Here is a 23,310-nt window from a genome sequence, read left to right as displayed (position 1 = left end):
AATGCAGATACCGTTTCCCTGGTGGGCACGTATCAAAGGGCGAGTCCTGGTTTTCGGCGTCGCCATGTCCATCTTTCCCCTGCTCTTTCTGGGGCTTGCCAGTTTCAATGCAGCCAAGCTTAACCTAGAGCGGAACATTCAGGAAGAAAACTACGAGCGGGCTACTGCTTTCGCAAATCAGATCCGCGAGTTTGTCGATAATATGGCGAACAGCCTGACCCATGTTGCTTCGACTAATTCAACCGTCCTCACGGGTTCCGAACCTGAGGCCCGCCTGATGGTTTTGGGAACCCTCCTGAGGGAAGAACCGTACCTTGATGCGGTCAAAATCGCCGACCCCCGCTTTCGTGTTTTGAGCGAGGTCGCCCGGCGGGAGGTCGTTCTTCCCGCTAAGGGACCGGAGCATCTGGAAAATCTAAGCTTTGATGAAGCTAATCGTTATTCCATTAGTGCTGTCTTTTTTTCTCCTGACGGGCGCCCAGAGTTTTATTTAACCGTCGCCATCCGAGACACGCAAACCCGTCGAGTCATCGGGTATCTTCAGGCCAAAACCGACCTTAAAGGAATGATCACCAAACTGGCTAACCGACGTATCGGCCAGGCCGGATACTTTTTCCTGACAGATGAACAGGGCAACCTGATTGGACACACCGACTTCAGCCACGTCCTACGGCGGGAAAACATCCGACAGAATCCTTCCGTTGCTGCCTTTCTAGAGGGCCGGCCCCCCATGCATGAGGGAAGCGAATACGCTAATCCCGCAGGCCTCAAAGTCATGGGCTTATATGCCCCTGTCGGGAACCCCAATTGGGCGGTCTTTATTGAACAGCCCCTCTCGGAGGCCTATGAACCCATCTATGAGTTCGCACGCAAGCTCATCCTCATTGTGTTGGCAGCCATCTCCAGTGTCACCTTGATCAGCATTGTCTTCGGCCTTAAACTGACCCGTCCCATTGAAAACTTAGACGCTGAAGTACGGAGCATTATCGCAACTGGCGAGCTGACCCGTGTCATCCCCCGGCAAAGCCAGGACGAAGTTGGCCGACTAATTCTGTCTTTCAATCGGCTTCTATCCATGCTGGACGAAAGAAACCGCAATCTCAAAGCAGAAAAGGAACTGCTCACGACCGTAGTCGGCGGGATCGGGGCCGGCATGGCCCTGCTCGATGCAGACAAGCGTGTCCTCTGGTGGAATTCTATTTTTGCCGAGTGGTTCGGTACGGACGACCTACAGAATCTTCCCTGTGAACAAATCCTGATAGGAGAGGGGTTTGACTGCCTCCTCGAGGAGAAAGACCGCGTCATCTCCCTAGACGTCCATGGAAAGCCTCGCTTCATCCGCCAGATGTACTATGAGTTGGCCCCCGGTAATCCGGACAATGCAGCCTATCTTCTTATTTTAGAAGATGTCACCCAGCGGGTGGAAATGGATGCTCACATGATCGAGACGGATAAAATGGCCGCCGTGGGGCTCCTGGCTTCCGGAATCGCGCATGAGATCAATAATCCCCTGGCCGTGGTCTCTGCCCACAGCGAAGACCTGCTCGATCGTTTAAATGAGACCGGAAATGACGCTCCGGACCTTGCGGAAGTCCAAAATGTCTTGCACATCGTCTCAAAACAGATCCTACGCTGCAAGACCATCACCAACCGTCTGTTGCACTTCGCCCGCAAGGGCAAAAAAGGCCGCGATTTATTTGATATCGGGGTCGCCACCGCCCAAACCACGGCCCTACTGGGACACCAGGCCAAACAAAAACAGATCCGCCTGGAAAGCCGCCTGGAAGAGGGACTGTGGGTCTGGGGGAATGAGAACGAATGGCAACAGGTCATCCTCAATCTCATGAATAACGCCCTGGACGCCTCCTCTGCCGGAGGGGCCATTGAAGTGCGGGCTTGGCGCGACCGTGCAGCCGCCGAAATTCATCTAGAAATACAGGATCAAGGCCACGGCATTCCGCCCAGCCAAATCAAAAAAGTCTTTGACCCTTTCTTTACCACCAAACCTCCGGGACAGGGCACTGGACTTGGCCTCTTTGTGAGCTACGGAATCATCCAGAAAATGAACGGGCATTTGGCCCTGGAAAGCACTCCGGGACAAGGCACCACGGTGAAAATCACCCTGCCGACGCCGGACGGTTCGCCCAAAAAGGCCCTTGACACCCCTCTAGCCTAGAGACTCACGGTTTTTTAGAAATCCAGCCTTAAGGAGAGGAATTATGAAATACCATCAACGCATTCTCATCTTAGACGATGAAGAGGCGCTGCGCTCCATTATCGCCCAGCGCCTAAAACGCAAAGGTTATGAAGTTCTGGAAGCCGGCACTGCTCGGGAAGGTCTACAATTCCTGCACGATACCTTACTCGACGGGGTGCTCCTGGATTTGCGCTTACCGGACGGAGACGGCTTGGAGGTTTTGCACAGGCTTAAGGATGTCCAACCGGATCTCCAGGTTGTAATGCTCACGGGGCACGGCACCTTAGAATCCGCCATCGAGGCCATGAAAGCCGGGGCTTTCGATTATTTGACCAAGCCCTGCAACCTGTCCGAACTGGAACTGACCTTACTGAAGGCCCTAGAACAGCGCAAACTCCTGGTCGAAAACACGGGCTTGCGCCAGGTCGTAAGTCGCCAGACCCCTGAACTCAGAATCATCGGGGAAAGCCCGAAACTGCTTGCTCTCCTCGAGTTGACCCGCAAGGTCGCGCTGAGCGATGCTCCGGTGCTCATCCAGGGGGAAAGCGGGGTAGGCAAAGAGCTCATTGCCCGGGCAGTCCACCTCTGGAGCCCCAGGGAGCATCAGGCTTATGTCCCGGTCAACGCCGGGGCTATCCCCGAGTCCCTAATGGAAAGCGAACTCTTCGGACATGAAAAAGGAGCGTTTACCGGCGCCGGGGGACAAAAAATCGGGCTTGTAGAAATCGCCGATCATGGCACACTCTTTTTAGATGAAATCGGGGAGATGCCTCTTGCGCTGCAGGTCAAGCTCTTGCGCTTCCTGGAGGCCGGGGAATTTCGCCGGGTCGGGGACAGCCGCCTGCGTCGGGTCGATGTCCGGATCGTTACGGCCACAAACCGCAGCCTGGCCGAAGAGGTTGAACAAGGGCGTTTCCGCAAAGACTTGTATTACCGTCTCAACGGCCTGACCCTTCACGTCCCTCCCTTGCGCGAACACAAGGAAGATATTCTCCCCCTCGCCGAGTACTTTCTCTATTGTAAAACCAAGACGCACACCTCCGAAGCAGCCTGCGTCCTAGCCCCCGAAACCCGTTCTCTGCTAATCCACTACGATTATCCAGGTAACGTACGGGAATTAATTCATCTTATTGAACGGGGAATGATTCTCGCCGGCGAAGGAATCATTCAACCCTGGGACCTCTGGCCCGAAAATACCTTCGCCCCTGACCTACACCCCCGTCCCATCGAAGAAAAACCCTCTCAGTATTCCTGTCAAAACCCAGAGTCTTCCGCCTTATTACCGGCTTCCGAGCACTACCCCACTCTCGAACAAGTCGAAAGGCAGCATATTCTCTCTACGCTGCAAAGGGTGAACGGCAACCGGGCCCAGGCCGCAAAACTTCTAGACATCAGCGTACGTAACCTGTATCGCAAAGTCGAAGGGTACAGCTTGGCTGAGAAGTAAATCCCTCGTGGTGTACCTTCCCTGATCACAATGGGAACTGCTATATGTGGTGGATCAGCTATAGCGGCATTTTCTCCGATTATTGAAGCTGTGCGCCAATTGCCTACCCATTAAAAATAATAACATGGACAAATCATGGATCGACCCATTAATTCTTAATTAACCGATGCCGAATCTTAGACATTTCTTCTGTACATACTTAAAACAATTAAATTGTAATGGAGTAAGATTTATGGGTAACAAAAGACTGACCATTATACAAATTAATGACGTACACGGCTACTTGGATTTACATCAGGAACTTTTTTGGCAGGGAAGAGATGCCATTTTTCGGAAAACGGGAGGCTATGCCAGACTTGCTGCTCTGGTCAATCAGATTCGGGCAGAAAATCCCGATATCCTTTTCTGTGATAATGGCGACACTCTTCACGGTACTTATCCCGTTGTTCAAACTAAGGGGGAAATCTTAGTTCCGTTGTTGAATAATTTAGGTTTGGACGCTATGACCATACATTGGGAATTTGCCTACAGCCCCAAAGTATTAAAAGAAAGGGCGGCAGAACTTAATTACCCCTTATTGGCAGCCAATATTTATCATCAAGAAAATGGGCAATATTTCTTGCAACCGTACCTTGTAAAGAATATTAATGGATTAAAAATTGGTATCATAGGATTAGCGTCAAATATTGTGGATAAAACAATGCCCGCTTCCTATCGTGAAGGATTAACGTTTACCAATGGAAGGGATGAATTACCTAGGCTTGTGGAACACCTGCGCTCACATGAACGCGTAGACCTGATTGTGCTTCTTTCCCATCTTGGGTTCCCGCAGGATGTTAAACTGTTATCCGAGGTTCAGGGGATAAACATTTGCTTAAGCGGCCACACTCATAACCGTCTTTATCAACCGGTGCTGCAGGGAAACACAATTATTGTCCAGTCCGGATGTCACGGCTCCTTCCTTACCCGTCTAGATATTGAAGTTGAAGGACAAAAAATTGTAAATTTCCGTCATTGGTTACATGAAGTTACTCCAGAAATTCAACCCGACCCAATGATGGCTGAAATGGTTGAGTCAGCACTGGCACCTTTTAAGGAAGAACTTGCTGAGACTGTTGGAGAAACATCCAGTCTACTTCATCGTGGTACGTCACTTGAGTCAACGATGGATAATTTTCTTTTGCAAAGCCTTCTTGAAACTACCGGAGCCCAAATTGCGTTTTCCAATGGCTGGCGTTACGGTGCCCCGATTATCCCTGGACGGGTAATTTTGAATGATCTCTACAACATTATTCCCATGAATCCTCCAGTATCAATTGTCGACCTTTCAGGAGAGGAAATAGTAAGAATGCTGGAGGAAAATCTTGAGCGTACGTTTTCTTCTGATCCATTCCAGCAAATGGGAGGATATGTTAAGCGTTGTCTCGGCCTTACCGCCTATATCCGCATTGAAAACCCCAGGGGGCAACGCATTCAGAAGTTGTTCATAGGCCAAGATGAGGTGAAGGCAAGTCAGATCTACAAAGCAACTTTTGCTACAGAACAAGGGGTTCCTCCCATATACGGAACAAACCGTCAAAATATCACTCTTCATAGTATTGATGCCATGCGGATGTATTTGGCACGGCATCGCCCGCCGAGCGTGGAATTGCAAGGGACATTTGTACCCATCTAGGCAATTAATATAACAAGCCCTTAAAAAAGCTCATGCATTTTACCTCCAAGACTGATTTGGCTGATGAACGCGATCAAGATATAATAGGAATTGATAACAGATTTTCAACTATAGAATTATTGACCGGATCGGTAAGATTGAAACGCCTGCTCAAACTCTGCCTGTGAAAAACCCACAAGCACCCGGTCTGCCACTTTTGTGACTGGTATCGTCATCGCATCCGTCAAAGCTCGCATTTCTTTGCGCACTTTGGGAAATATTATATTTCTTTCTTCGAATTTAATTCCTTTACCCGCAAGGAACCGCTTAGCGCGTGCACAATGCGGTCAGATAGGTGCCATATACATTATTACTTCAGCTTCCACTTTTCCTACCTCCCTTGTATTGAATCCAATATCTCAGAGTGCCTCCTTTTGAAAATGACACTGGCTGAGTAGAGTAAGAGCAACGCAAAAATAATAGACAATAGTTTCGTGCTGATCAGGCCCGCAATAAATGCTTCGGTAATGGCGCCCAAAGTTGTGGCGGTCTCCAGAAACAGAACTACTCCCCTTATTATTTCTGTAATACTAGCTCCACTTGCTTAATACCGTACTGGGAGAGTGTTTGCTGTAAAGCTTCTTTCATAATTCCCAACGTGGCTTGATCTACATCAGTTGCCAGCTTGAGCGTAATGATTCCAGTAGTATCGCGAAATTGAACCAATTCTAATGTTGTTCCCGGGGGAAATGGGTTACTGTAGCCTTCTATAGAAGCTTGGACAAGTAAAGTAATCGCAGTGATGCGGGGTGCTTTGATCGAAGTCCGGTTATTATAGGCTACTTCCACAGGCGAAACTTTACCGTTTTTTAAAAGGTAAAGAAAATACCTCTCCACCGTCTCTTTGTTTTCCGTCAAGTCCGGTGCTAATTCCATCTTCTGTTGCTTAATCTTTTCGAGGGTATCTGTAACAATGTTTGTTTCGTGAAAACCTTCCAGACGGTAAAGCTCTCTGCCATTTTCGTCGACGAAAAGCGTCGTGGGATTTGTTTTAATCCGGTAATGGTTGGCTTCTTCCACTTGAATTTCAACATACACTGTTTGAAAGTTCAACTCAGGAAATAAAGCAGCTACTTCTCTCAATACTGTTCCCATAGACCTTCCCATTGGACAAGCACTTAGAGTAAAAAGGATGATTTTCTTAGTTAAGGAATTATTCATAGTCTATATCTCCTCTCATGCATCTGCTAAAGGAACTGTAAACCAAAAGGAATGTTCATCTTGCCGGGAAATTAAACCGACCTCCCCCCGGTGTTGGTCAATAATTTCTTTGATAATAGCCAGTCCTAGGCCCGCTCCTCCAGTCTTGCGGTTACGGGAGGAGTCCAGACGGTAAAAACGCTCAAACACTTGGTTCGCTTTGTCGTCAGGAATGGGTTGTCCCATATTTGTCACAACCACTTTGTAAATATGGTCCTCCTTTTTTCCCTCGATTTTTACCCAGCCACCCCGGTCATATTTCAGGACATTTTTCAGCAGGTTGGTGATGACCTGTTTAATCCCCTCCCTATTTCCTAATATATCAGCAGTCTGGATATTAGCCTCTACTTTTATTTCCCTGTTACTTAATTCAAGTTCAAAACTTTTAAGTGTTGATACAATGGCATTCTCAATGGAGATTTTCTGCAACTTGCCCTGCCTTAGCCTTTTCGATTCCCAAATATTTAACTGATGAAGTTCCTCCACCAAACCGGTCAAATGCAGCGCTTCTTCATGCAATGAGCGGTAAAGCTCCGGTTCGCCCTGAATGACGCCGGTGCTTAAAGCTTCCAGATATCCTGTAATATTAGTGAGAGGCGTCCTCAGTTCATGAGCTATGTCGCTCACCATTTTTTTGCGGAGTTCCTCTGTTTGCTGTAACTTGGAGGATAAATGATTAAAGTCAGAGATAAGGCGGCCAATTTCATCTTCGGACGGAATTTCACGGCAAGGCTGAAACTCCCCTCTTGCCATCTTTTGAGCCGAAGTTCCCAAGTGCTGCAACGGTAAGATCAGCTTCCTTACCAGAAAATAGTATAGGATACCAGCCACGATGACCGCCAGGATACTTGCTCGTATAAGATAAAACTGCAGGGTCCGGTCAAACAAATTACTCGGTGCTCCGCCGGCAACCTGATACTGCTTGGAAAGCAAACAGGCAAAATCTTTAACGGAAACACCCGCCAGCCAAATCACAATCGCAATGGTCAGCAGATTAATCAAAATTAATTTGGCAAGAATACTTCTTCGCCAAAAAAACCAGTTCTTAGAAGGCAACAAAGCGATACCCCATTCCCCTGATCGTTTCAATAATTTCACTGTCACCATCATAGTTTAGCTTTTCCCGTAGTTTGCCGATATGCACGTCGACGGTTCTTTCCGTAACAATTTTTTCCTGATTCGGATAAAGTTCTTCAACAATTTGTTCCCTGGTCAAAATCTGGTTGGGATGCCTCATGAGAAAATACATCAAACGAAATTCATGGTGCGTCACAACAATGGGTTCTCCCTTGTAATGAATTTCTCCCCTTAACGGTTTTAGAGTGAGTCCCCGGTAGGTTATTTTGCTGCAACGCTGAGCGGTCCGCCGCAAAACTGCCTCGACTCTTGTCACCAGTTCCTGGGGGCTAAACGGTTTAGTGACATAATCATCCGCCCCCATTCTTAATCCCTGAATACGTTCAATCTCTTCTACTTTGGCTGTCAGCATGATGATCGGCACATTGCTTTTCAAATCCGTCCGGATCGTTGTACAGACTTCTTCCCCGCTCAATCTGGGCAGCATTAAATCTAAAATCACAAAACATGGGTCAAATTGTTTAAATTTTCCTAAAGCGTCTTCCCCGTTTTCTGCTTCCAAGGCCTCATACCCTTCTCTTTCCAGATATACCTTAACAAGCTGGCGGATTTTAGCATCGTCTTCGACAATTAAAACAGACTTCCCCTTAGTGTTCATGAACATACACCTCCATCCGCTCTGCGATAAATCCTGAACCATTACATCTGAGCTCCATTAACCCTTAAAACAGTAGCCTTATTTTAGCGTACCCAACATCTCTTGCATCGAATCGTAGGTCATAGGTCCGACAATTTTCTCTCGAATCACTCCCTGAGTATCAAGAATAAAACTGGCAGGAATCGATGATACATCGTACAACCGGGCTGCATCCCCGTTTTCGTCCAGAAGCACTGGGAATGTAATACCATACGCTTCCATAAATGACGGAACATCCGCTCGGCTCTTTTCCGCTTTAGTCAGATTGACGGCCAGGATTTCAATCCCTTCATTTTTATTTTTGGTATAAAACTTTTCCATTTCCGGCATCTCCAGGCGGCAGGGCGGGCACCAGGTTGCCCAGAAGTTGACGATCACTTTTTTTCCTCTGAGGCTGGAAAGCTTTATAGCCTTCCCGTCTACACTCCGCAATTCAAAATCCGGCGCCAGATTCCCTTTTTCCAGACCGACTGTCAACTGCTGCCCTTGATCCGTGTTCGTTGATACTCCGGCTGAATCGGACTTTGCCCCCACATCATACAACCCCCAAATCACCAGGCCGATTAAAATAACAACCGCTAAATATTTTTTCATTGCTAAATCTTCCTTTCTAATACGTAAAAAAAGTAAACCCGGCTAACCAGGCGCTTATCTTCTGCAACTGGCCTGTAAACAACAATAAACCCATGCCAATGAGAATCCAGCCGTTGATTAAGGAGAGCAAGCCCAAACTTCGATTGATTTTCCTCACAACGCGCAAAGAGTAAGTGATAATCAGGGAAATTGCCAGAAACGGGATGCCTAAGCCCAGTGAATAAACAAAAAGCATTACCATCCCACTATAAACCGTATTTGCAGATCCGGCCAGCAGGAGAATTGAAGACAACGCCAAACCGACACAGGGTGTCCAGCCTGCTCCAAATGACATACCCAGAATGAAGGATCGCCAAACATTCTTTTCCCCTGTTTGTTTAGCTTCCCAACGTTTTTCCATCATTAGAAAACGCAGTTTTAAGATTCCAGCCATCTGTAAACCAAAGATAATGATCAAAAGTCCGCTTATTTTTTGGACGATATCCCGGTTATGGGTGAAAATCTGTCCCAATACGCTGGCCGATGCCCCCATCATCACAAAGATAAAACTAAAACCCATAATAAAACTGAGAGAGCGGGCCAGCAACAAACTTTTGGAAACCTCTACCCTATTATCTCCGAGCGTTGAACCGGTAAGATTGGCAACATAAGCCGGAATTAGCGGAAATACACACGGCGACAAAAACGATAACATCCCTGCCGTAAAGGCAAATAGTACTGAAACATTCTCCACCTAACTTCCCCCCTATGCATTTTTATTAAGTCTTTTCTTCTCCGGAAACAAGTCTATGGCAAGACAAAGTGCGGCAAGGCTTAAATAGAGAATTTGCTCTTGGGAAAACCCCCACCAATAATTCTGTTTGAGCGGGTTCAAAAACGCAATGCCCACTTGACCCAGGCTAAACCATAATAGGACCTGATTCAGATGATTAGGCTTGCCGATTTCTTTGCTTCTCCGAAAAATTAGCAGGAGAATAAGCAGGGCGATGATAATTTCACTCCCGTCAACCCATACCATTTGTTTATTCCCAACCATGTCAATCAAATAGTACACTGCTGTGGCTGCCAAAAAACCTGCAGCTAGCAAATCCCCATAAACCCAAACTGAAACCTGGTCCTTTTGCGCACGAAGGTAAAAATAAACGATTGCAACTACCGCGGCCAGCCAGATCCCATGCTCGCCACCCGAGAAATAGAGTAAAGCCAAAGGGTTGGTAACAACACTTACCGGATCGAAAAGAATCAAGCTAAATTTCCATACCATAAGAGCAGTAATTAAGCTGTTTTCGATCGTCTCGATCATCCGTTTATCTGGATATCCGGCTGCTTTCAAGCGATATCTCATAATAAAATAACCTACGGAAGCGGAAAAAATAACAACCAACCAGTGCGTCTTGAGCAAAAATGGACCAACTTGAAGAGTCTCGTTCATCTTTTTCCCTCCTTTGTAGTCGTATCCTTAAGACTATAACATCCAATTTTAAAGATTGTTTAAAGGTAAAAAAAGCATTCCTCTCGAAATGCCGGATTCAGTCCAGTTGATGCTAAATAAGAAAGCAGTCCGGAAATTGGGAGTGAGTTTTTTGCCAGTTTGCCTAAAGGGGCCAAGCTACTAAAAGGTAAAGCCCATAAGGTTGATATCCAAACGCCTGTTGATATGCTATACATTGAGAACTGAAGTATAAGGCTAACCAAACAAACGAACACAAAGTATGCTAACGTATTTAGATACTCCTGAAAAAGTCAGTTCGCAATAGTGTATTTTTAATTGCTCCTTGAAAAATTAAGAAGGCCCCCACCGTTTCCGTGGAGAGCCAAAAGAGTAGGACGAGCGATTTTACGAGGGATATTATGTTCAGAATTCGGTTCAGAATTCGGTTTAGTATGCGGGATTATTATAGAAATGAAAAAGCGAGAATATCGGTGTCATTGTTCAGTAACGCGCCATTGAAATCTAACACGGTTCCAATAACCTTGTTCATCTAGGATTCGCTTGCACGATGCACAAATTGGTTTCAAACCCTCTAATGTTCCCTTCTCTGCTAGGCAATTTCATTTGCACCCTGAATTTCAGCCATGAAAAGTGTTGCATTACTCTTTTTAGCTTCTGTTGACCTTAGACTTGCAATATTTATCAGTTGCTCCATTGTATTCCACGGATCATCATCACGTTCTTCATGCCGCCGTCCCCCAATTGCTCCAGCAGAAACACTAATTTCTATTCCGCGGACAAAACTATGTCGACCTATAATATCCGCCATACGGTATGCTAATGCCGCTCCTTCGTCCAAGTGCGCTGGCAATAAAACGGCAAATTCATCTCCTCCAAAACGGCATAAGAAGGCCTCTGAAGGAATATTTTCTCTTAGTAGTTTGCTCACTTCGATTAAAATAATGTCCCCTACTGCATGACCGTATGTTTTATCAATGACACCGAAATTGTCTATATCAAAAAATATAACGCTGATTTCTTGTTTATTTTTCAAGAGTCGGACACCATGATAGTATATGTAATCACTCTTATAAAGCCCAGTTAGCAAATCTATGTGAGACCCAAGTTGTATTTCAAGCAAGTTGCGGGATAAAATACCGGATAACCGTCCTTCGTCCTGAACTAATACGACATCCAATCCAGTTTCTTTAAAAATTTCTTCGGCTTGCCAAAGTGGCATTTCTGCAGGAACGGTGATCGGTTCCCCTCGCATAGCATCAGCAATGATTCGATTGGGATGTGTTCTCAATAGATCCTTGTATGTTATTACTCCCACCAGATCACCCTCATCCATGACCGGACAACAGCCACTTTCTGTTTCCAATAAAAATGACCTTATCTTGGAGACTCCATCCAAAACATCCACTGCGTAAAATTCTTTAGAATAGATATCTGCAACTCGTTTAATGTTTATCATAAATCGATAGATTTGCTGACGTGCACAGTTATATTGACATGTGCTTTGATAATCGAGCTTGCATCAACAATCTTTTCCCCCTCTTCTAAAATAAACTTACTTAATTTCTCTTCAGGGATCATGTTCATAAGAGCATTGCGTACTACGATGGCCTCAATAACTGGGTGGTCAACCTTAATGATCTTGTATTGATCCGGACTGAGGACATCAACCATCCTTTTTAATGCCTCTGGACCTATAGGTGCATTACGGCCCACAATTACAACATCTTGCATAGGTGGCATTTCAAATTCAGTTAGATGCATTTGGATTTCTGCTTTTTTGGCTTCTTTCATAACGCTCACGAGTAGACCTCCGTTTTATTTTTGATTGTCAAAACTAGTTTGTCCAAAATATTCTATGATACTTCTACAGAAAACACCGCTTTGGCTGCGGTGTTCCAGTACGTAAGATTATCAACAAGAAAAATCTATCGCACAGTTGACTATATGTTACCAACATAGTCCCTAGCATTTTATGCACTCCTAGTTCACTTTCATACAATGGTATTATAATCCACGTTTTTACATATTTCAACATGTTGTGAAAAGATTATAAATTTAAGAGGCAAATAGAAAACTCCTCCCCCGTGATCATCCACTAGGCAATAAGTCCAATAACTTTATATCTATAAAACCACCATTATCCGCTAACCTTTTTCATCCCACTTCTTTAAATTCCACACGCCTAATGAACCGGGTTAAATCCTGCATTAAATCCACATATGTCTCTTTATTGAGAAATCTACCATTACTATCAAATAATAGACGAATAAGAGGCCGCGTTGGGAGTTGCAAGGGCACTGCCACGATCACTCCCATTTCTCTCGTATTAAGGGTAACAATTGCATTTTCAGGGTATAAAATGAGGGATTCCCGAAAAGCCTGCACCACTTTCGGGTTAAAGTCTTTTCCCGACCATGCTAGAATCATTTCCAGGGCATGGTAGGGAGGTAAGCCTTTGCGGTAGGGTCTGTCGGCGGTTAATGCTTCAAAGACGTCGGTTACGGCTACGATTTGAGCATCGAGATGAATGTTTTTCCCTTGTAATCCGTAAGGATAACCCTTCCCATTCCAACGTTCATGATGTTCTTCAACAGTCGCAGTCACACTAGGTAATAAACGGGTATTTTTCAGCATTTCTACTCCCAGCTGGGGGTGCTGTTTCATGATGGCAAACTCGTCATCCGTCAAACTATCTGGCTTGTTCAAGATTTCCTTTGGCACCCTCAGCTTTCCAATGTCATGAAGTAGTGCCCCCAATGTCAAATACTTGAGTCTCTTCTCTTTATATCCCAAACGCATACCCATCATTGCCGCTAATAAAGCGACGTTAACACTATGACCAAACGTTCCATAATCATGTTGTTTAAACTTCTCCAAGTCTAATCGTACCTCATCAAAACCTAAATAGATATTTCGAGGTTTCAGTTCTATTAAAATAGTTTCTACAAGCAACACAGTTTTTTCAATTTGCTCCGGTTGAATTAGTTTTGCTTCATGGTAAATGCTCCATAATGAACCCACTAATTTTATGTACACATCTTTAGGAAAGGGTTTCACATTCTCAGATGGATAACCTATGTTTTTTTGTTTGCTCCAAACAAAAGCTTCTCGTTTCTCCAGCCGATCCCTTATACCTTCAGTAATCGGCTGTCCCTTATGCAATAATAAAACTCCAAAGTTATCAAAAAGATCTACGCTCGCTGTCATTCCCGTTGCTGAATTTGGTTGTACCCGTTCCAACAACCAATTCATTTATCTTTCCCCCCTCCCAGTTTTCCTACTCATATCTGTTGAAAGACTTTTATCGCAGGATTAAATCAATTGGGACTCCACCTATACGTAGTAAAACGAAATGGTTATCAACCATAGTCCGATAAGTTTATGCAGTACTCTTGTTCACTTGCAGCAGTCGCTTCTTGGGCAACGGCGGATAATTCTTCGCTCGTGGCACCCAGAGTACTGGCCGTGTCGGTAACTTCCTTAACAATGCTATGAATATTCCCAATAAACCAATTGAAATGATGAGAAAGTTTTCCGATCTCGTCATTCGTTACAATGTTCAACCGTTTCGTTAGGTCTCCATCCCCTTGTGAGATATCCTTTATCACTTCACTTGGTCAAAAAGAGAGATACCGACACTGAATGTTTATACCTACTTATTCAAACTATTTGCTTTCTAATGTTACACTACAATAACACATAATCCTACAAATTTTTCTCGACATATTTCGATCAAAAACTCATAAATCGACTTTCTAGTATTAGGAAAATCAGCTTTCATATGCGCTCACCCTATAAAAACAAGTCTTTTGTGCCAGTGAAAATGCACGGTTCGAGAGATCCTTCTGCTACGTCGGAAATCAAGATGCAACCTGTCAAATATATCTTTTCATAGGCAAATCCTTGGTTGTGGCTCTATTAGCTCACGCCCGTAACATAGGCAAATGTCGCCATTTCCACATCAGCGCTTATCCAAATCCCTTCCGTCCTTAATCCAGCGTCTACTTTTGAGGATGTGGACAAAAAATTTCTTTAGTATTAATTAGGGAAACCATCTTTGATAGAATCCTCAACCACTTTTCATATTCTATATGCCACAGCCTATTTCGATATAAAGCCCATCCTGAACGGGTCAACCCTTTATTGTCCAGCATGTATTTCAGTTCCTCGAATAGCTCTTTGTGGAATTTTCCAAATTTACGGTCGAAGTATTTAGGGAAATAACATAAGCTAAAGAATTCCAAATCCATCTCGCTTAGTAACTTGCGTAACTCTGAAAAAGAAAACTCCCCTACAAGTTGTTCAATCTTGTTCGGGGAGAAGTATTCAGATATTGCTTTAGCAGTAGGTTTTGGCGGTCATGGTCTTGTGTTTGTTCTGGGATTGCTTGCATGGCAACCTCCTTTCATATTGAATGTATCCAATAAAGTTCAAACCATATCAAATATCGCAGATGCATTAACCCTTAAAGGGCATATCTTAAAACCTGCTATTCGCTCGCAGGCCCTTTTCCAGAAACCCGTTTGGGTGTGGACAAGTAATATCTCGTTCGTTAAGCAATGAGCCAGAAACCCTAAGATTATTTAACTATACTAAGATACTCTCAATAAAAGTGGTATGCTTCTCCACAAGATTATATTCTCTGGCTTTAACAAATGCAGTTAAAGTATCATCACCCGCTAAAACCCTTATAATCGGTCGCATTGGTAGACTTTTATTTTGATCCACAACAATACCAATTTCTCCAGTATTAAGTTTAACTGTACATCCGGTTGGATAGGCAGCCACATGTTTTAAGAACATTACAACAAGATCCTGGGGAAAAAGCGTACCAGCACTCCCCATCACGATTTCGCAAGCCTCATGCGGTAACATTTTTTGATGTCCAGGCGCTCCATTAACCAAGTTATCGTAAAAATCAGCGATACCGACAATTTGAGCCAGGTGATGAATACGTTCTCCGATTAATTGACGGGGATATCCACTGCCGTTCATCCGTTCGTGATGTTGTAAAGCGACATGGGCACTTAAAAGACTTAGTTCGCGTTTAGCTTTTAAAATCTCAAAGCCATTCACAGTGTGCGTTTGATAAAGAGAAGTTTCCTGAGATGTCAACGGAACTCTTTTGTGAATAAGCTGTTTCGGCTGTTTTACTGTGCCAATATCATGCAGTAAAGCACCGATGGCCAGAGCCTCCAAGTTCTCCCTATCTAACCCTAGAGCCTTACCTAAAACAGTAGCAAGCACACACACGCTGACCGCGTGAGAGAACATTTGGTTGTCGAAACTGCGCATATCCACAAGGCTTAAAAATATTTCTTTCTGGTAAAGAATATCTTCTACAATGTTGCTAATGGCCTTTTTTACTTCAAAGCCACTAAAATCTTTACCCAGTCTGACTGCTTCACTCGACTGTTCGAAGGATATGATCGCCTCACGACGATGTTCCTCTGATACAACATCCTCGATAATAATATCTCGTGTCTCTTCATCATCAATGTAGACAATACTTATTCCTAGCTCTCTTAATCGTGCAATGTAAGGTAAAGTGAGAAGGACTCCCCGCCCCAGCAGGACTCGCCCCTGTCCAGAATAAATCGTCCGACCCATCATATCTCCTACTTTAAGACTGTTCACACTTACTTGGCGCATCAACAAGGTACTCCTTTAAAAAATATTAACCTCAAACCCTATATTAATACCTATATATCATGGCAATTATAAAACAACAAAGCTGCATAATCCACCTTACTAAGGTAAGTAGGGAAAAAAGCCCCTAACCGACTAGGTCTTTTATCCTAGTCGAAATTCGATCAACCTCCCCCCCTAGCTACCCTACTATGGCAGTATATGTTAATCTACAGATAAATAGGTACTTACTTAGATCACTATAGATTCCAATTTAAGTGCCCTTCAAAAAACGTATTTTATTACTCACATATGGATAGTCCAAGATATGTTGAGAATTTGAAAACCTAATATCCAAATATGCAAAGCGGTCCTGTGCCAGCCCGCTAAGAATTGTAAGTAGAAGTTCACCACCAAAACCAAGTGTGTCTATGTTTTCCGTTTAAAAATATACAGGTATTCCTCTTTCTTTTAGCTTCCTTACAAAGTGTAGGCAGTCCTCAGTATTTCGAGCAAACCTTGAGATTGATTTGCATATGATCATATCTAATGCAGCGGAAATAGAAAAGAGTTGATTGAGTTTAGATCCCACTATTCTGGTAATAATTGAGCCACGTCTAAAAGCTAAGGCTGGGATCCGATAATTAACGTTATGAAAAGGTAGACAGGTAATTTAGAATATATTCCTAAAATTTTGGCAAACTATTTTACAAAAAATTTTGTGTTTGAAAGGAGTAATTCATGCTAACTACATTTTTTTATCCGTCTTATATACTAATCGCGTTTATTGTTGTACTCATAACCATCCCTAAAAATGATCTCAAGAAATATTTTATTTATGGTGTCCTTCTCGGAGGATTAGGTGATGTAGTGGTAGTTGGTATATTTCAAAATTTCCTTAACATTATTTGGTTTAAGAATGCTGGTATTTTCAACGTTTTAGGTCAAAATATACTTTCTCCTCCCAGTTGGATTCTTACAGTTATGATTTTCCTTAGCTTTTTACCACAGCAGAAAACATTTCAATACATTTATGTTTTCGCATTTGCTTTGTTTAGTGTTTGTTATGGTTATTTAGTTCATAATATCGGTTTGTTTGATTTTAGACCTTGGTTTTATCCATCTTTCGCTTATCTTACATTTTTATTTTGGTGGTCGTTTATCACTTGGATATTTATCAGAACAAGTTCTCTCGACAAAAGGGATTCTTTAATATACTAAACGAAAGAGTGTGCGACCTTAGTTTCTCCAGCAAATTCATTGATCTTTTTCATTACCTTCCGGTATTTTGACTATGCTTCATCTTTATCAGTTTCTTTAGCCAATGAAAATAAATCAGTAATGATATTTATAATTTCATTTTGTTTTTCATTATTGGTACTGATTAACTTATTATTATCAGTATCCTTGGCTCTAGGAGAAGCATGTTTTAAAGTCTTGGCATTTTGATTTAATAATGCTACAAGCTGTGTATATGCTTTTACCTTTTCAGGAATTGCTTCACCTTCTAAAAGTTTGAAGGTTATGGTGTCATCAAAGAAATTAAATCCTATTCCAGGACAACTCTCCGCACCAATACCCTCTATAGCTATTTTGAAATCCTTAACAATTTCATGTGATTAATTTCTATTTGCAGCCTAGAGGAGCAAATTCTTCCTGCCCTAACCCCGGGGATTTACTCATCCCTTCATTCAAAGAATTAGGATTAAGTGACCTTGTCATTCGAGCGATTCTCAATATGGGTTTTGAAGAAGCGACTCCGATCCAGATGTGACTCTTGGAAAACTATTTCTAAGTAATTAAACAACGCCGCGCTTAACTATAACAATTTGACTGACATGATATAAATGGTGCCCTGCTGATTTGAAACAGGGCACCATTATTCGTTAAGGATTAGCGATAATCTACAAGTATCGGTTGAATTTGATTTCCTGTACATGCCCTTATAATGACATTCGGAATTTATCCATGTGTGCAACTAAAGAATTGGGTTTAACCACAAGGTTATCTTGGCCATGGGGAATGAAATATTTGTTTTTGGCAATCAACAATGTTCCGATATTTCGAGCATTTAAGCCAAGTTCATCATTTGGGGAGATTGCCAATTATGCATGGAGTTTACTTGTGATAAGTTGGCGAAGAATAAGTTGTGGGTACACTTTAGCAAGCATTTTACCTGCCGTTTTGGGGGCAACAATACCAGGAAGCCCTGGGGCGAGGAGTGCCCTGATACCTAGCATTTCTGCGTATTCAAAGTCTGTGCCTCCTGGAATAGAGGCTAAATCAATGATGACCGCATCACGATTTAGGTAATCCAGCATCACTCGGTCGAGAATACGATGAGGCACAGTGTTAAATATGATTTCTGCTCTTCCAATCTCATCTTCCAGATCGGAAAAATGCACTGCCCTAATTCCCATTTCCTCGGCTCGTGCCAAGTCAGCGGGTTTCCGCGCTACTCCGGTGACATGAGCTCCCATACCTCTCAACATACGCGCAATAGTCCAACCAAGACGACCTAAGCCTAGAACGAAACTTTTACTTCCGTGAATCGTGATCGGTGTGGCCTCCATTGCCATTTGAATCGCCCCTTCTGCCGAAGGAATAGAGTTAAGAATGCAAACCTCATTAAGATTTGCGGTTTCTATGATCCGAATTCCTATCATTTCTGCAGCAGACTTCAGAGCCGGGCGTGCCCAACCGATAAAAAGAGGAACACGACTTGGAATTGCCTGAAGTACCTCTTTATTCAAGACGATGGGAGAATCTGAATATTTTGCTTTCACCCCCCCGCGTTCGTCGGTGCCAAACATCGGAAAAAGCAAAGCATCAACTTGATTAATTACCTCTAAAGCAGATGATGCCAATGCCATCCCCGGAATAGGAGATGCTTTTTCGAAGCCGACCCCGACTATGTTCGCTCCCTGTTCTAAAAGTTCAGGAATGAGATAGAGTTCGCGATCATCCCCACCTATAATAGCTAGGCGAACTCCATTGAGAACCGCAACCATTTATATGCCTCCTTTGTATGTGTGAGCTATTAACTACCTTCAGTATATGAAGGTATCAAGATTACGGTGCTCATTGGTTTAAAACAAGGAAAATCGAAGGAGCAGAACGTTTATAATCGCCCTGCTCCTATAGTTATATTATTAGGTTCAAATGTCAGAAAACTCATTTTATATGCATAAAACAATTCGTTGAATTGATCCGGTGGTGCCATGTAATTCATCAATCGGCGGAGGACTCTTTTATACCCCTAACCCGAATGGGTAGTATAGATTATACATGAGTCTTTAAACACAGAAGGGATGTTGGCCCTAGCACTACCTTATCTAGGAATAATATCTTACTGCTCGGGAGATTATAATCCCCAAAAAGGGGGTTTTGAATTGAACATAAATCCCAGTAAAGTCGTAATTATTGGTAGCGGATTTGTTGGTTCAAGTATTGCCTATGCAACTTTAATTCAAGGATTGTGTACGGAACTTGTTCTTATCGACAGTAATCAAGATAAAGCAGAAGGAGAGGTCATGGATTTAAGCCATGGCCTCCCTTACACTAGTCCGATGGAGATACGGGCTGGCCAATACGGGGATTGTCGTGGGGCTAATGTCATTGTGATCACTGCAGGGTCCCACCAAAAGCCTGGACAAACTCGTATGGATCTAGCCCAACAAAATGTTGAGATACTGCGTTCAATCTTAAATCAAGTATTACAGGTAGAACAGAAAGCCATTTTTCTGCTAGTGACAAATCCAGTGGATGTTCTGACGACTATTGCGAGAACGTATCCGGAACTTAAGGCATACCGTGTGATCGGTTCGGGAACAGTTTTGGATACAGCCCGTTTCCGTTATATTCTCGGCAATCGCTGCCAACTAAGCCCTGGGAATATTCACGCTTATGTAGTAGGTGAACATGGCGATTCAGAGGTGCCATTATTTAGTTCTGTCAGCGTGGCGGGAACTCCAATCAGTTTGCTTTGCCGGGAATGTAGTGGGTTATGCGGAGCGGATTACCAGAAACAAGTTACGGCTGAAGTACGAAAAGCAGCATATGAAATAATTAATCGTAAGGGGGCAACCTATTATGGTATAGGTCTAAGTTGTACTCGGATCTTGCGGGCTATTTTGCACGATGAACGAAGCGTCTTAACAGTTTCCGCCTTGCTTGATGATCAATATAAAGAGCTAGAAGTTGCCCTTAGTGTACCAAGTGTCCTTGGCAAAGAAGGTATTCTCCGGCGCTTGCCGCTGAGTATGGATGATGCAGAAAATGAACAGTTTTTAAAATCAGTACAGACTCTCCAAGAATCTGTTCGTCAAGTTAAATTTAAGTAGAATTACGCTAAGATTAACTTTGGTTTCAATATTAGTGAGTGGGGGCATGCGCCTTTTCCTTCAGCTAATTTGTTACACGTTTAGTAGTTAGGATTTATCCAAAACCTAACAAACTCCATAAGCCGTTTCCCTTTATCGGTCAGTATTTTCCCCCTGCCATGACAATTCCTGCAAACAAAGAACATGGGTTCATCTGGTTGATCCGGAGCTATCCGTTCCACAAGGGTTATTTGCTCTTCCTCCAAGGTTCGAAACGAATCCACAAGACTGCTTTGTATGGTCCAGAACTGCACCCACGTGGGGTTCTCGGTCCTGCCGAGGCCATGACACTTTGGGCATTGTTTATCAAGAACATCAAGGTCTATCATATTCAACCTCCGTTCAACGATTCTTGTTAATGGATTCTATTACAGATAATGTTGGAAGAGAATCAAATTCTGAGACATTGTGGGACTTTAATTCGCTTCCTCGCTTTATATAATAATCCCGGGATAATAAACCAAATCCTAGGCATAATATCCCTTGTAAAATCGCTCGTCCTACTCATTGGCTCTCATCGGAAACGGTGGGGGCCTCTTTTATAACCCGAATAGGGTAATTAAAAATAGGGAAGCCCCAGCATAAAATTGCACTAGGCTTTTTTCGATGGGACGTTTTTTCTAAGAACGGTATCTCAAGCTGCTTTTAGTGTATTCAGTGGAGGGGCATGGAATATCGGTATACTGCTAGTCGATGTACGTTAAACAGTTTATTGGCAGAACGCCTCATAACTGGGAAGCCCTTTTTATTTTGTTAAATTGTATCTTGAAAAACTCGACATTTTGTAATTTCTCCATTAAAAAGCTACCACCTTTTACAGATGATAGCCCGCCTAGTGATTTTTAGAAAATAACGCCTAATGCGATAAGAATCAAAGAATAATATGACAAATCAAGTGATTACCTATCTAATACCACCAACGCCTCCGACGAACAATGAATGGGAAGAAAAACGGGAAGAAAAACGGACTGAAGAAAGGGTTAAAAAATGGGCTGAAAAACATATCATATATCCTCCTTTCCTTAAATTAAGTGGGTAATATTGGATCTTTAATATAAATATGTAAGTTTTCATGCAAAGGTGAAAAAACTATTAAACCATAAAGACTAGGAGCCAAATATGGGCTATTCCTACAACAGCTCGAAGTGAGCATCAAATTCAAGCGTTCGATCACAGGATGATTGTTTCAAACAATCATCCAATTTCCTAACCTGGATACCAAAGACCAGAACGCCTTAGATGAGTTGCTCCCTTGGTCAGCTACCTTACCCGGTGAGATACCTTAATTAAAGTGTAACCAAAAGGCAGTTCCCTCTAAGAAGGAACTGCCCTTTCGGTATCTAAATGGATAACTTTGGACTATTGATTTTTTGAGTAAGCGTCTTTTAAACTCTGGACTCTTCTAAGTGTTTTAGGCTTGGGTTTTTTGATTTAAGTCGTTATTTTCCGTTAAATACCCTAATCGGCTATTTAACATCGCCACGTGTTTGTGCATATCCCCTGTCATTTCCTTAAACATCTGTTTAGCGGATTGGTCTTGTGTTGATTCTGAAAATGTAGCATAGGTCCCCAACGCAGATTGAGCAGCAGCAACCGCTTTCTGCATATCTTGTTGAACGGTCATATAAAACCCTCCTTTAATGTGTACAAAAGTAGTATGAAAGAAAACGTCTATTCTTATGTAGGTAATATATTCCATGTTTTTAAGTTGGATTAGGTCATTCATCCGTTGTCCGAGGGTTTGCTCCAGATAGTCAATGGCTTCCTGCTCCCAGTAAAGAAATGGGGGTTGGACAGCAAAGTGCAGTCCTAATTTGCTAGCCCTCTCCAGCAGAGACGGCGGGATTTCCAAAAAACAAAAATTCAATATTGGTCAACTTTCATCTTGTAGATAATAGAATATATTACCTTTGAAGGTAACTATTACTAAGGGGAGTGAAACTCTATGAACTATCCACAAACCGTACCGATCTACGCACCCTATCCTCATATGGTTGCTAGATATCCAGTTAATTATATTGGTGGTTATGAACCACCTGAATGGGAAAGATTCGAACAGCAATTTCACCCGCTTTGGCTTAGACGACTTGAACGTAAAATGGGCATAAGACCAGGACATGAGCCTTTGTGGTGGGAACTTTTTGAAGAACAATTTGAGCCACCTTGGTTACAACGTTTAGAGCGAAGGTTGGGAATTCCCCAGCCCTACAATCCTTTATATGATTTCCCCCGCTAGAATTTAGATCAACCTTTGCCTAGGTATGAATGCCTAGGCCTTTTTATACATACTACAAACAAACTATATTACCATATTCGGGATATAAAAAAGGCCTCTACCATTTCTGATGATTCAAAATCTTCCTTAACTTACCAACTCAAAATAAGAATTAAAAAGGAAGTAATTGTAATAATAAGATTGACTAATTGGAGGTTGATAATATGACTGTTGCTTCTCAGGTAAAACAAACTCTAGCAAGTTTAAAAGGAGCTCGTGGAACGCTAAATATGTATACAGTGCAAACAAGGGATGACGAAACTCAATCAGTTTACACTAATTCTCTAGAAATAGCCGATCACATTATCAATGATTTGGAAGATCGACTAAAAGTTCTTGAATTTGAAGAGCCACAGTATAAAGGTAATTAAAAGGGTGTGAAACTATGCAGGAACCGATTTATGTCATTATAAGATCACTATCTTTATTTTTTTTAGTTTGGTTATCAATAAGACTTATAGGAAAAAATGAAAATATTAGCAGAGTAAAAACCCTTTAATTTTTATGAGCTATATAGTTTTTAGCCATCGTGGCTACTTTAACGTCATTAAACCTGATAAATCTCATTTCTGGGTTTATAGTATTGCTAACATGCTGGTCCTTCCAATAGCCCTTGATTATTTATCTATAAAGAGTGAAGTAATAA

Annotated in this window: 22 protein-coding genes and 3 pseudogenes; 9 read left to right on the top strand and 16 right to left on the bottom strand. The window is 42.9% G+C overall.

What is annotated here, in order from left to right; translation table 11 throughout:
• Position 1: 1 nt before the first annotated feature.
• The 4 genes and pseudogenes from UF75_RS13360 (at position 2) to UF75_RS13350 (ending at position 5,319) form a co-directional block, all read left to right on the top strand.
• Positions 2-2,176, top strand: coding sequence for a PAS domain-containing sensor histidine kinase (locus UF75_RS13360; protein ID WP_045575091.1), 2,175 nt, complete (start codon positions 2-4; stop codon positions 2,174-2,176).
• A gap of 43 nt (positions 2,177-2,219) precedes the next feature.
• Complete coding sequence (locus UF75_RS13355; RefSeq protein ID WP_045575090.1) at positions 2,220-3,644, top strand: sigma-54 dependent transcriptional regulator; 1,425 nt, start codon at positions 2,220-2,222, stop codon at positions 3,642-3,644.
• Positions 3,645-3,734 (top strand): annotated as a pseudogene (locus tag UF75_RS28265) (putative sulfate exporter family transporter); the annotation flags it as partial.
• A gap of 142 nt (positions 3,735-3,876) precedes the next feature.
• Positions 3,877-5,319 carry a bifunctional metallophosphatase/5'-nucleotidase gene (locus UF75_RS13350; protein WP_045575089.1) on the top strand — a complete coding sequence of 481 codons (1,443 nt, stop codon included), beginning with the start codon at positions 3,877-3,879 and terminating at the stop codon, positions 5,317-5,319.
• Between the two features lie 116 nt (positions 5,320-5,435).
• Here UF75_RS13350 and UF75_RS30095 read toward each other — a convergent pair.
• The 11 genes and pseudogenes from UF75_RS30095 to UF75_RS13300 form a co-directional block, all read right to left on the bottom strand.
• A pseudogene (locus tag UF75_RS30095) lies at positions 5,436-5,633 on the bottom strand (glutaredoxin family protein); the annotation flags it as partial.
• A gap of 241 nt (positions 5,634-5,874) precedes the next feature.
• Positions 5,875-6,519: a thioredoxin family protein gene (locus UF75_RS13345; RefSeq protein WP_045575088.1), complete on the bottom strand. Its 645-nt coding sequence runs from the start codon at positions 6,517-6,519 to the stop codon at positions 5,875-5,877.
• Positions 6,520-6,534: 15 nt separating this feature from the next.
• A complete protein-coding gene (locus UF75_RS13340; RefSeq protein WP_242860228.1) occupies positions 6,535-7,668 on the bottom strand; it encodes an ATP-binding protein in 1,134 nt (377 codons plus the stop codon).
• Positions 7,604-8,293 (bottom strand): response regulator transcription factor, encoded by a 690-nt coding sequence (locus tag UF75_RS13335; protein ID WP_045575087.1) that lies wholly within the window; start codon positions 8,291-8,293, stop codon positions 7,604-7,606. Before UF75_RS13335 ends, UF75_RS13340 begins: the two co-directional genes overlap by 65 nt.
• Positions 8,294-8,371: 78 nt before the next feature.
• The gene (locus UF75_RS13330) at positions 8,372-8,926 is read right to left on the bottom strand and encodes a TlpA disulfide reductase family protein (protein WP_045575086.1); all 555 of its coding nucleotides are present in this window, start codon (positions 8,924-8,926) and stop codon (positions 8,372-8,374) included.
• Between the two features lie 16 nt (positions 8,927-8,942).
• A complete protein-coding gene (locus UF75_RS13325; RefSeq protein WP_082075139.1) occupies positions 8,943-9,659 on the bottom strand; it encodes a cytochrome c biogenesis protein CcdA in 717 nt (238 codons plus the stop codon).
• A gap of 12 nt (positions 9,660-9,671) precedes the next feature.
• Positions 9,672-10,358 (bottom strand): hypothetical protein, encoded by a 687-nt coding sequence (locus tag UF75_RS13320; RefSeq protein WP_045575085.1) that lies wholly within the window; start codon positions 10,356-10,358, stop codon positions 9,672-9,674.
• 610 nt (positions 10,359-10,968) lie between these two features.
• Positions 10,969-11,835, bottom strand: a complete 867-nt coding sequence (locus tag UF75_RS13315; protein ID WP_045575084.1) for a GGDEF domain-containing protein — start codon at positions 11,833-11,835, stop codon at positions 10,969-10,971.
• Positions 11,832-12,170, bottom strand: a complete 339-nt coding sequence (locus UF75_RS13310) for a hypothetical protein (RefSeq protein ID WP_045575096.1) — start codon at positions 12,168-12,170, stop codon at positions 11,832-11,834. The genes UF75_RS13315 and UF75_RS13310 overlap by 4 nt, the downstream gene beginning before the upstream one ends.
• A gap of 363 nt (positions 12,171-12,533) precedes the next feature.
• A complete protein-coding gene (locus tag UF75_RS13305; protein ID WP_045575083.1) occupies positions 12,534-13,631 on the bottom strand; it encodes an HD-GYP domain-containing protein in 1,098 nt (365 codons plus the stop codon).
• 107 nt (positions 13,632-13,738) lie between these two features.
• Positions 13,739-13,987 carry a methyl-accepting chemotaxis protein gene (locus tag UF75_RS13300; protein ID WP_282433801.1) on the bottom strand — a complete coding sequence of 83 codons (249 nt, stop codon included), beginning with the start codon at positions 13,985-13,987 and terminating at the stop codon, positions 13,739-13,741.
• A gap of 655 nt (positions 13,988-14,642) precedes the next feature.
• Between UF75_RS13300 and UF75_RS13295 the strand changes: the two genes are divergently transcribed.
• Positions 14,643-14,942 carry a hypothetical protein gene (locus UF75_RS13295; protein ID WP_156146420.1) on the top strand — a complete coding sequence of 100 codons (300 nt, stop codon included), beginning with the start codon at positions 14,643-14,645 and terminating at the stop codon, positions 14,940-14,942.
• 24 nt (positions 14,943-14,966) lie between these two features.
• On the opposite strand, the gene UF75_RS13290 is transcribed toward UF75_RS13295, so the two are convergent.
• Complete coding sequence (locus UF75_RS13290; protein WP_045575080.1) at positions 14,967-16,031, bottom strand: HD-GYP domain-containing protein; 1,065 nt, start codon at positions 16,029-16,031, stop codon at positions 14,967-14,969.
• A gap of 349 nt (positions 16,032-16,380) precedes the next feature.
• Positions 16,381-16,614, bottom strand: a pseudogene (locus UF75_RS30090) (recombinase family protein); the annotation flags it as partial.
• A gap of 134 nt (positions 16,615-16,748) precedes the next feature.
• Between UF75_RS30090 and UF75_RS13285 the strand changes: the two are divergent.
• Complete coding sequence (locus tag UF75_RS13285) at positions 16,749-17,228, top strand: hypothetical protein (RefSeq protein ID WP_045575079.1); 480 nt, start codon at positions 16,749-16,751, stop codon at positions 17,226-17,228.
• A gap of 884 nt (positions 17,229-18,112) precedes the next feature.
• Here UF75_RS13285 and dpsA read toward each other — a convergent pair.
• Positions 18,113-19,018, bottom strand: a complete 906-nt coding sequence (dpsA, locus tag UF75_RS13280; RefSeq protein ID WP_045575078.1) for a dipicolinate synthase subunit DpsA — start codon at positions 19,016-19,018, stop codon at positions 18,113-18,115.
• Positions 19,019-19,399: 381 nt separating this feature from the next.
• On the opposite strand from dpsA, the gene UF75_RS13275 reads away from it, so the two are divergent.
• Entirely contained in the window at positions 19,400-20,350 is a 951-nt protein-coding gene (locus tag UF75_RS13275) for an L-lactate dehydrogenase (RefSeq protein ID WP_045575077.1), read from the top strand.
• 80 nt (positions 20,351-20,430) lie between these two features.
• Here the strand turns inward: UF75_RS13275 and UF75_RS13270 are convergent, their stop codons facing one another.
• Both UF75_RS13270 and UF75_RS31030 read right to left on the bottom strand, forming a co-directional pair.
• On the bottom strand, positions 20,431-20,718 hold the full coding sequence (locus tag UF75_RS13270) for a hypothetical protein (protein ID WP_045575076.1): 288 nt from the start codon (positions 20,716-20,718) through the stop codon (positions 20,431-20,433).
• A gap of 1,082 nt (positions 20,719-21,800) precedes the next feature.
• Positions 21,801-22,256, bottom strand: a complete 456-nt coding sequence (locus UF75_RS31030) for a DUF1657 domain-containing protein (RefSeq protein ID WP_348983055.1) — start codon at positions 22,254-22,256, stop codon at positions 21,801-21,803.
• A 78-nt stretch (positions 22,257-22,334) separates the two neighbouring features.
• Here UF75_RS31030 and UF75_RS13260 point away from each other — a divergent pair, with 78 nt between their 5' ends.
• The gene (locus UF75_RS13260; RefSeq protein ID WP_045575075.1) at positions 22,335-22,625 is read left to right on the top strand and encodes a hypothetical protein; all 291 of its coding nucleotides are present in this window, start codon (positions 22,335-22,337) and stop codon (positions 22,623-22,625) included.
• 203 nt (positions 22,626-22,828) lie between these two features.
• Positions 22,829-23,035 carry a DUF1657 domain-containing protein gene (locus tag UF75_RS13255; protein WP_045575074.1) on the top strand — a complete coding sequence of 69 codons (207 nt, stop codon included), beginning with the start codon at positions 22,829-22,831 and terminating at the stop codon, positions 23,033-23,035.
• Positions 23,036-23,310 lie beyond the last annotated feature (275 nt).

The sequence above is a fragment of the Desulfosporosinus sp. I2 genome, assembly GCF_000960765.1.
In the GTDB taxonomy this organism is placed as follows: domain Bacteria; phylum Bacillota; class Desulfitobacteriia; order Desulfitobacteriales; family Desulfitobacteriaceae; genus Desulfosporosinus.
Note: the sequence above shows the minus strand (reverse complement) of the source record. Positions and strands in the feature narration are given on the sequence as shown.

What these genes read in the sequence shown, in the direction of transcription:
- UF75_RS13270 (WP_045575076.1), bottom strand. Translation starts at nt 20,718, where the DNA reads ATGATAGACCTTGATGTTCTTGATAAACAATGCCCAAAGTGTCATGGC.
- UF75_RS13330 (WP_045575086.1), bottom strand. Translation starts at nt 8,926, where the DNA reads ATGAAAAAATATTTAGCGGTTGTTATTTTAATCGGCCTGGTGATTTGG.
- UF75_RS13350 (WP_045575089.1), top strand. Translation starts at nt 3,877, where the DNA reads ATGGGTAACAAAAGACTGACCATTATACAAATTAATGACGTACACGGC.
- UF75_RS13320 (WP_045575085.1), bottom strand. Translation starts at nt 10,358, where the DNA reads ATGAACGAGACTCTTCAAGTTGGTCCATTTTTGCTCAAGACGCACTGG.
- UF75_RS13335 (WP_045575087.1), bottom strand. Translation starts at nt 8,293, where the DNA reads ATGAACACTAAGGGGAAGTCTGTTTTAATTGTCGAAGACGATGCTAAA.
- UF75_RS13255 (WP_045575074.1), top strand. Translation starts at nt 22,829, where the DNA reads ATGACTGTTGCTTCTCAGGTAAAACAAACTCTAGCAAGTTTAAAAGGA.
- UF75_RS13290 (WP_045575080.1), bottom strand. Translation starts at nt 16,031, where the DNA reads ATGCGCCAAGTAAGTGTGAACAGTCTTAAAGTAGGAGATATGATGGGT.
- UF75_RS13340 (WP_242860228.1), bottom strand. Translation starts at nt 7,668, where the DNA reads ATGATGGTGACAGTGAAATTATTGAAACGATCAGGGGAATGGGGTATC.
- UF75_RS13285 (WP_045575079.1), top strand. Translation starts at nt 16,749, where the DNA reads ATGCTAACTACATTTTTTTATCCGTCTTATATACTAATCGCGTTTATT.
- UF75_RS13315 (WP_045575084.1), bottom strand. Translation starts at nt 11,835, where the DNA reads ATGATAAACATTAAACGAGTTGCAGATATCTATTCTAAAGAATTTTAC.
- UF75_RS13310 (WP_045575096.1), bottom strand. Translation starts at nt 12,170, where the DNA reads ATGAAAGAAGCCAAAAAAGCAGAAATCCAAATGCATCTAACTGAATTT.
- UF75_RS13345 (WP_045575088.1), bottom strand. Translation starts at nt 6,519, where the DNA reads ATGAATAATTCCTTAACTAAGAAAATCATCCTTTTTACTCTAAGTGCT.
- UF75_RS13260 (WP_045575075.1), top strand. Translation starts at nt 22,335, where the DNA reads ATGAACTATCCACAAACCGTACCGATCTACGCACCCTATCCTCATATG.
- dpsA (WP_045575078.1), bottom strand. Translation starts at nt 19,018, where the DNA reads ATGGTTGCGGTTCTCAATGGAGTTCGCCTAGCTATTATAGGTGGGGAT.
- UF75_RS13360 (WP_045575091.1), top strand. Translation starts at nt 2, where the DNA reads ATGCAGATACCGTTTCCCTGGTGGGCACGTATCAAAGGGCGAGTCCTG.
- UF75_RS13305 (WP_045575083.1), bottom strand. Translation starts at nt 13,631, where the DNA reads ATGAATTGGTTGTTGGAACGGGTACAACCAAATTCAGCAACGGGAATG.
- UF75_RS13355 (WP_045575090.1), top strand. Translation starts at nt 2,220, where the DNA reads ATGAAATACCATCAACGCATTCTCATCTTAGACGATGAAGAGGCGCTG.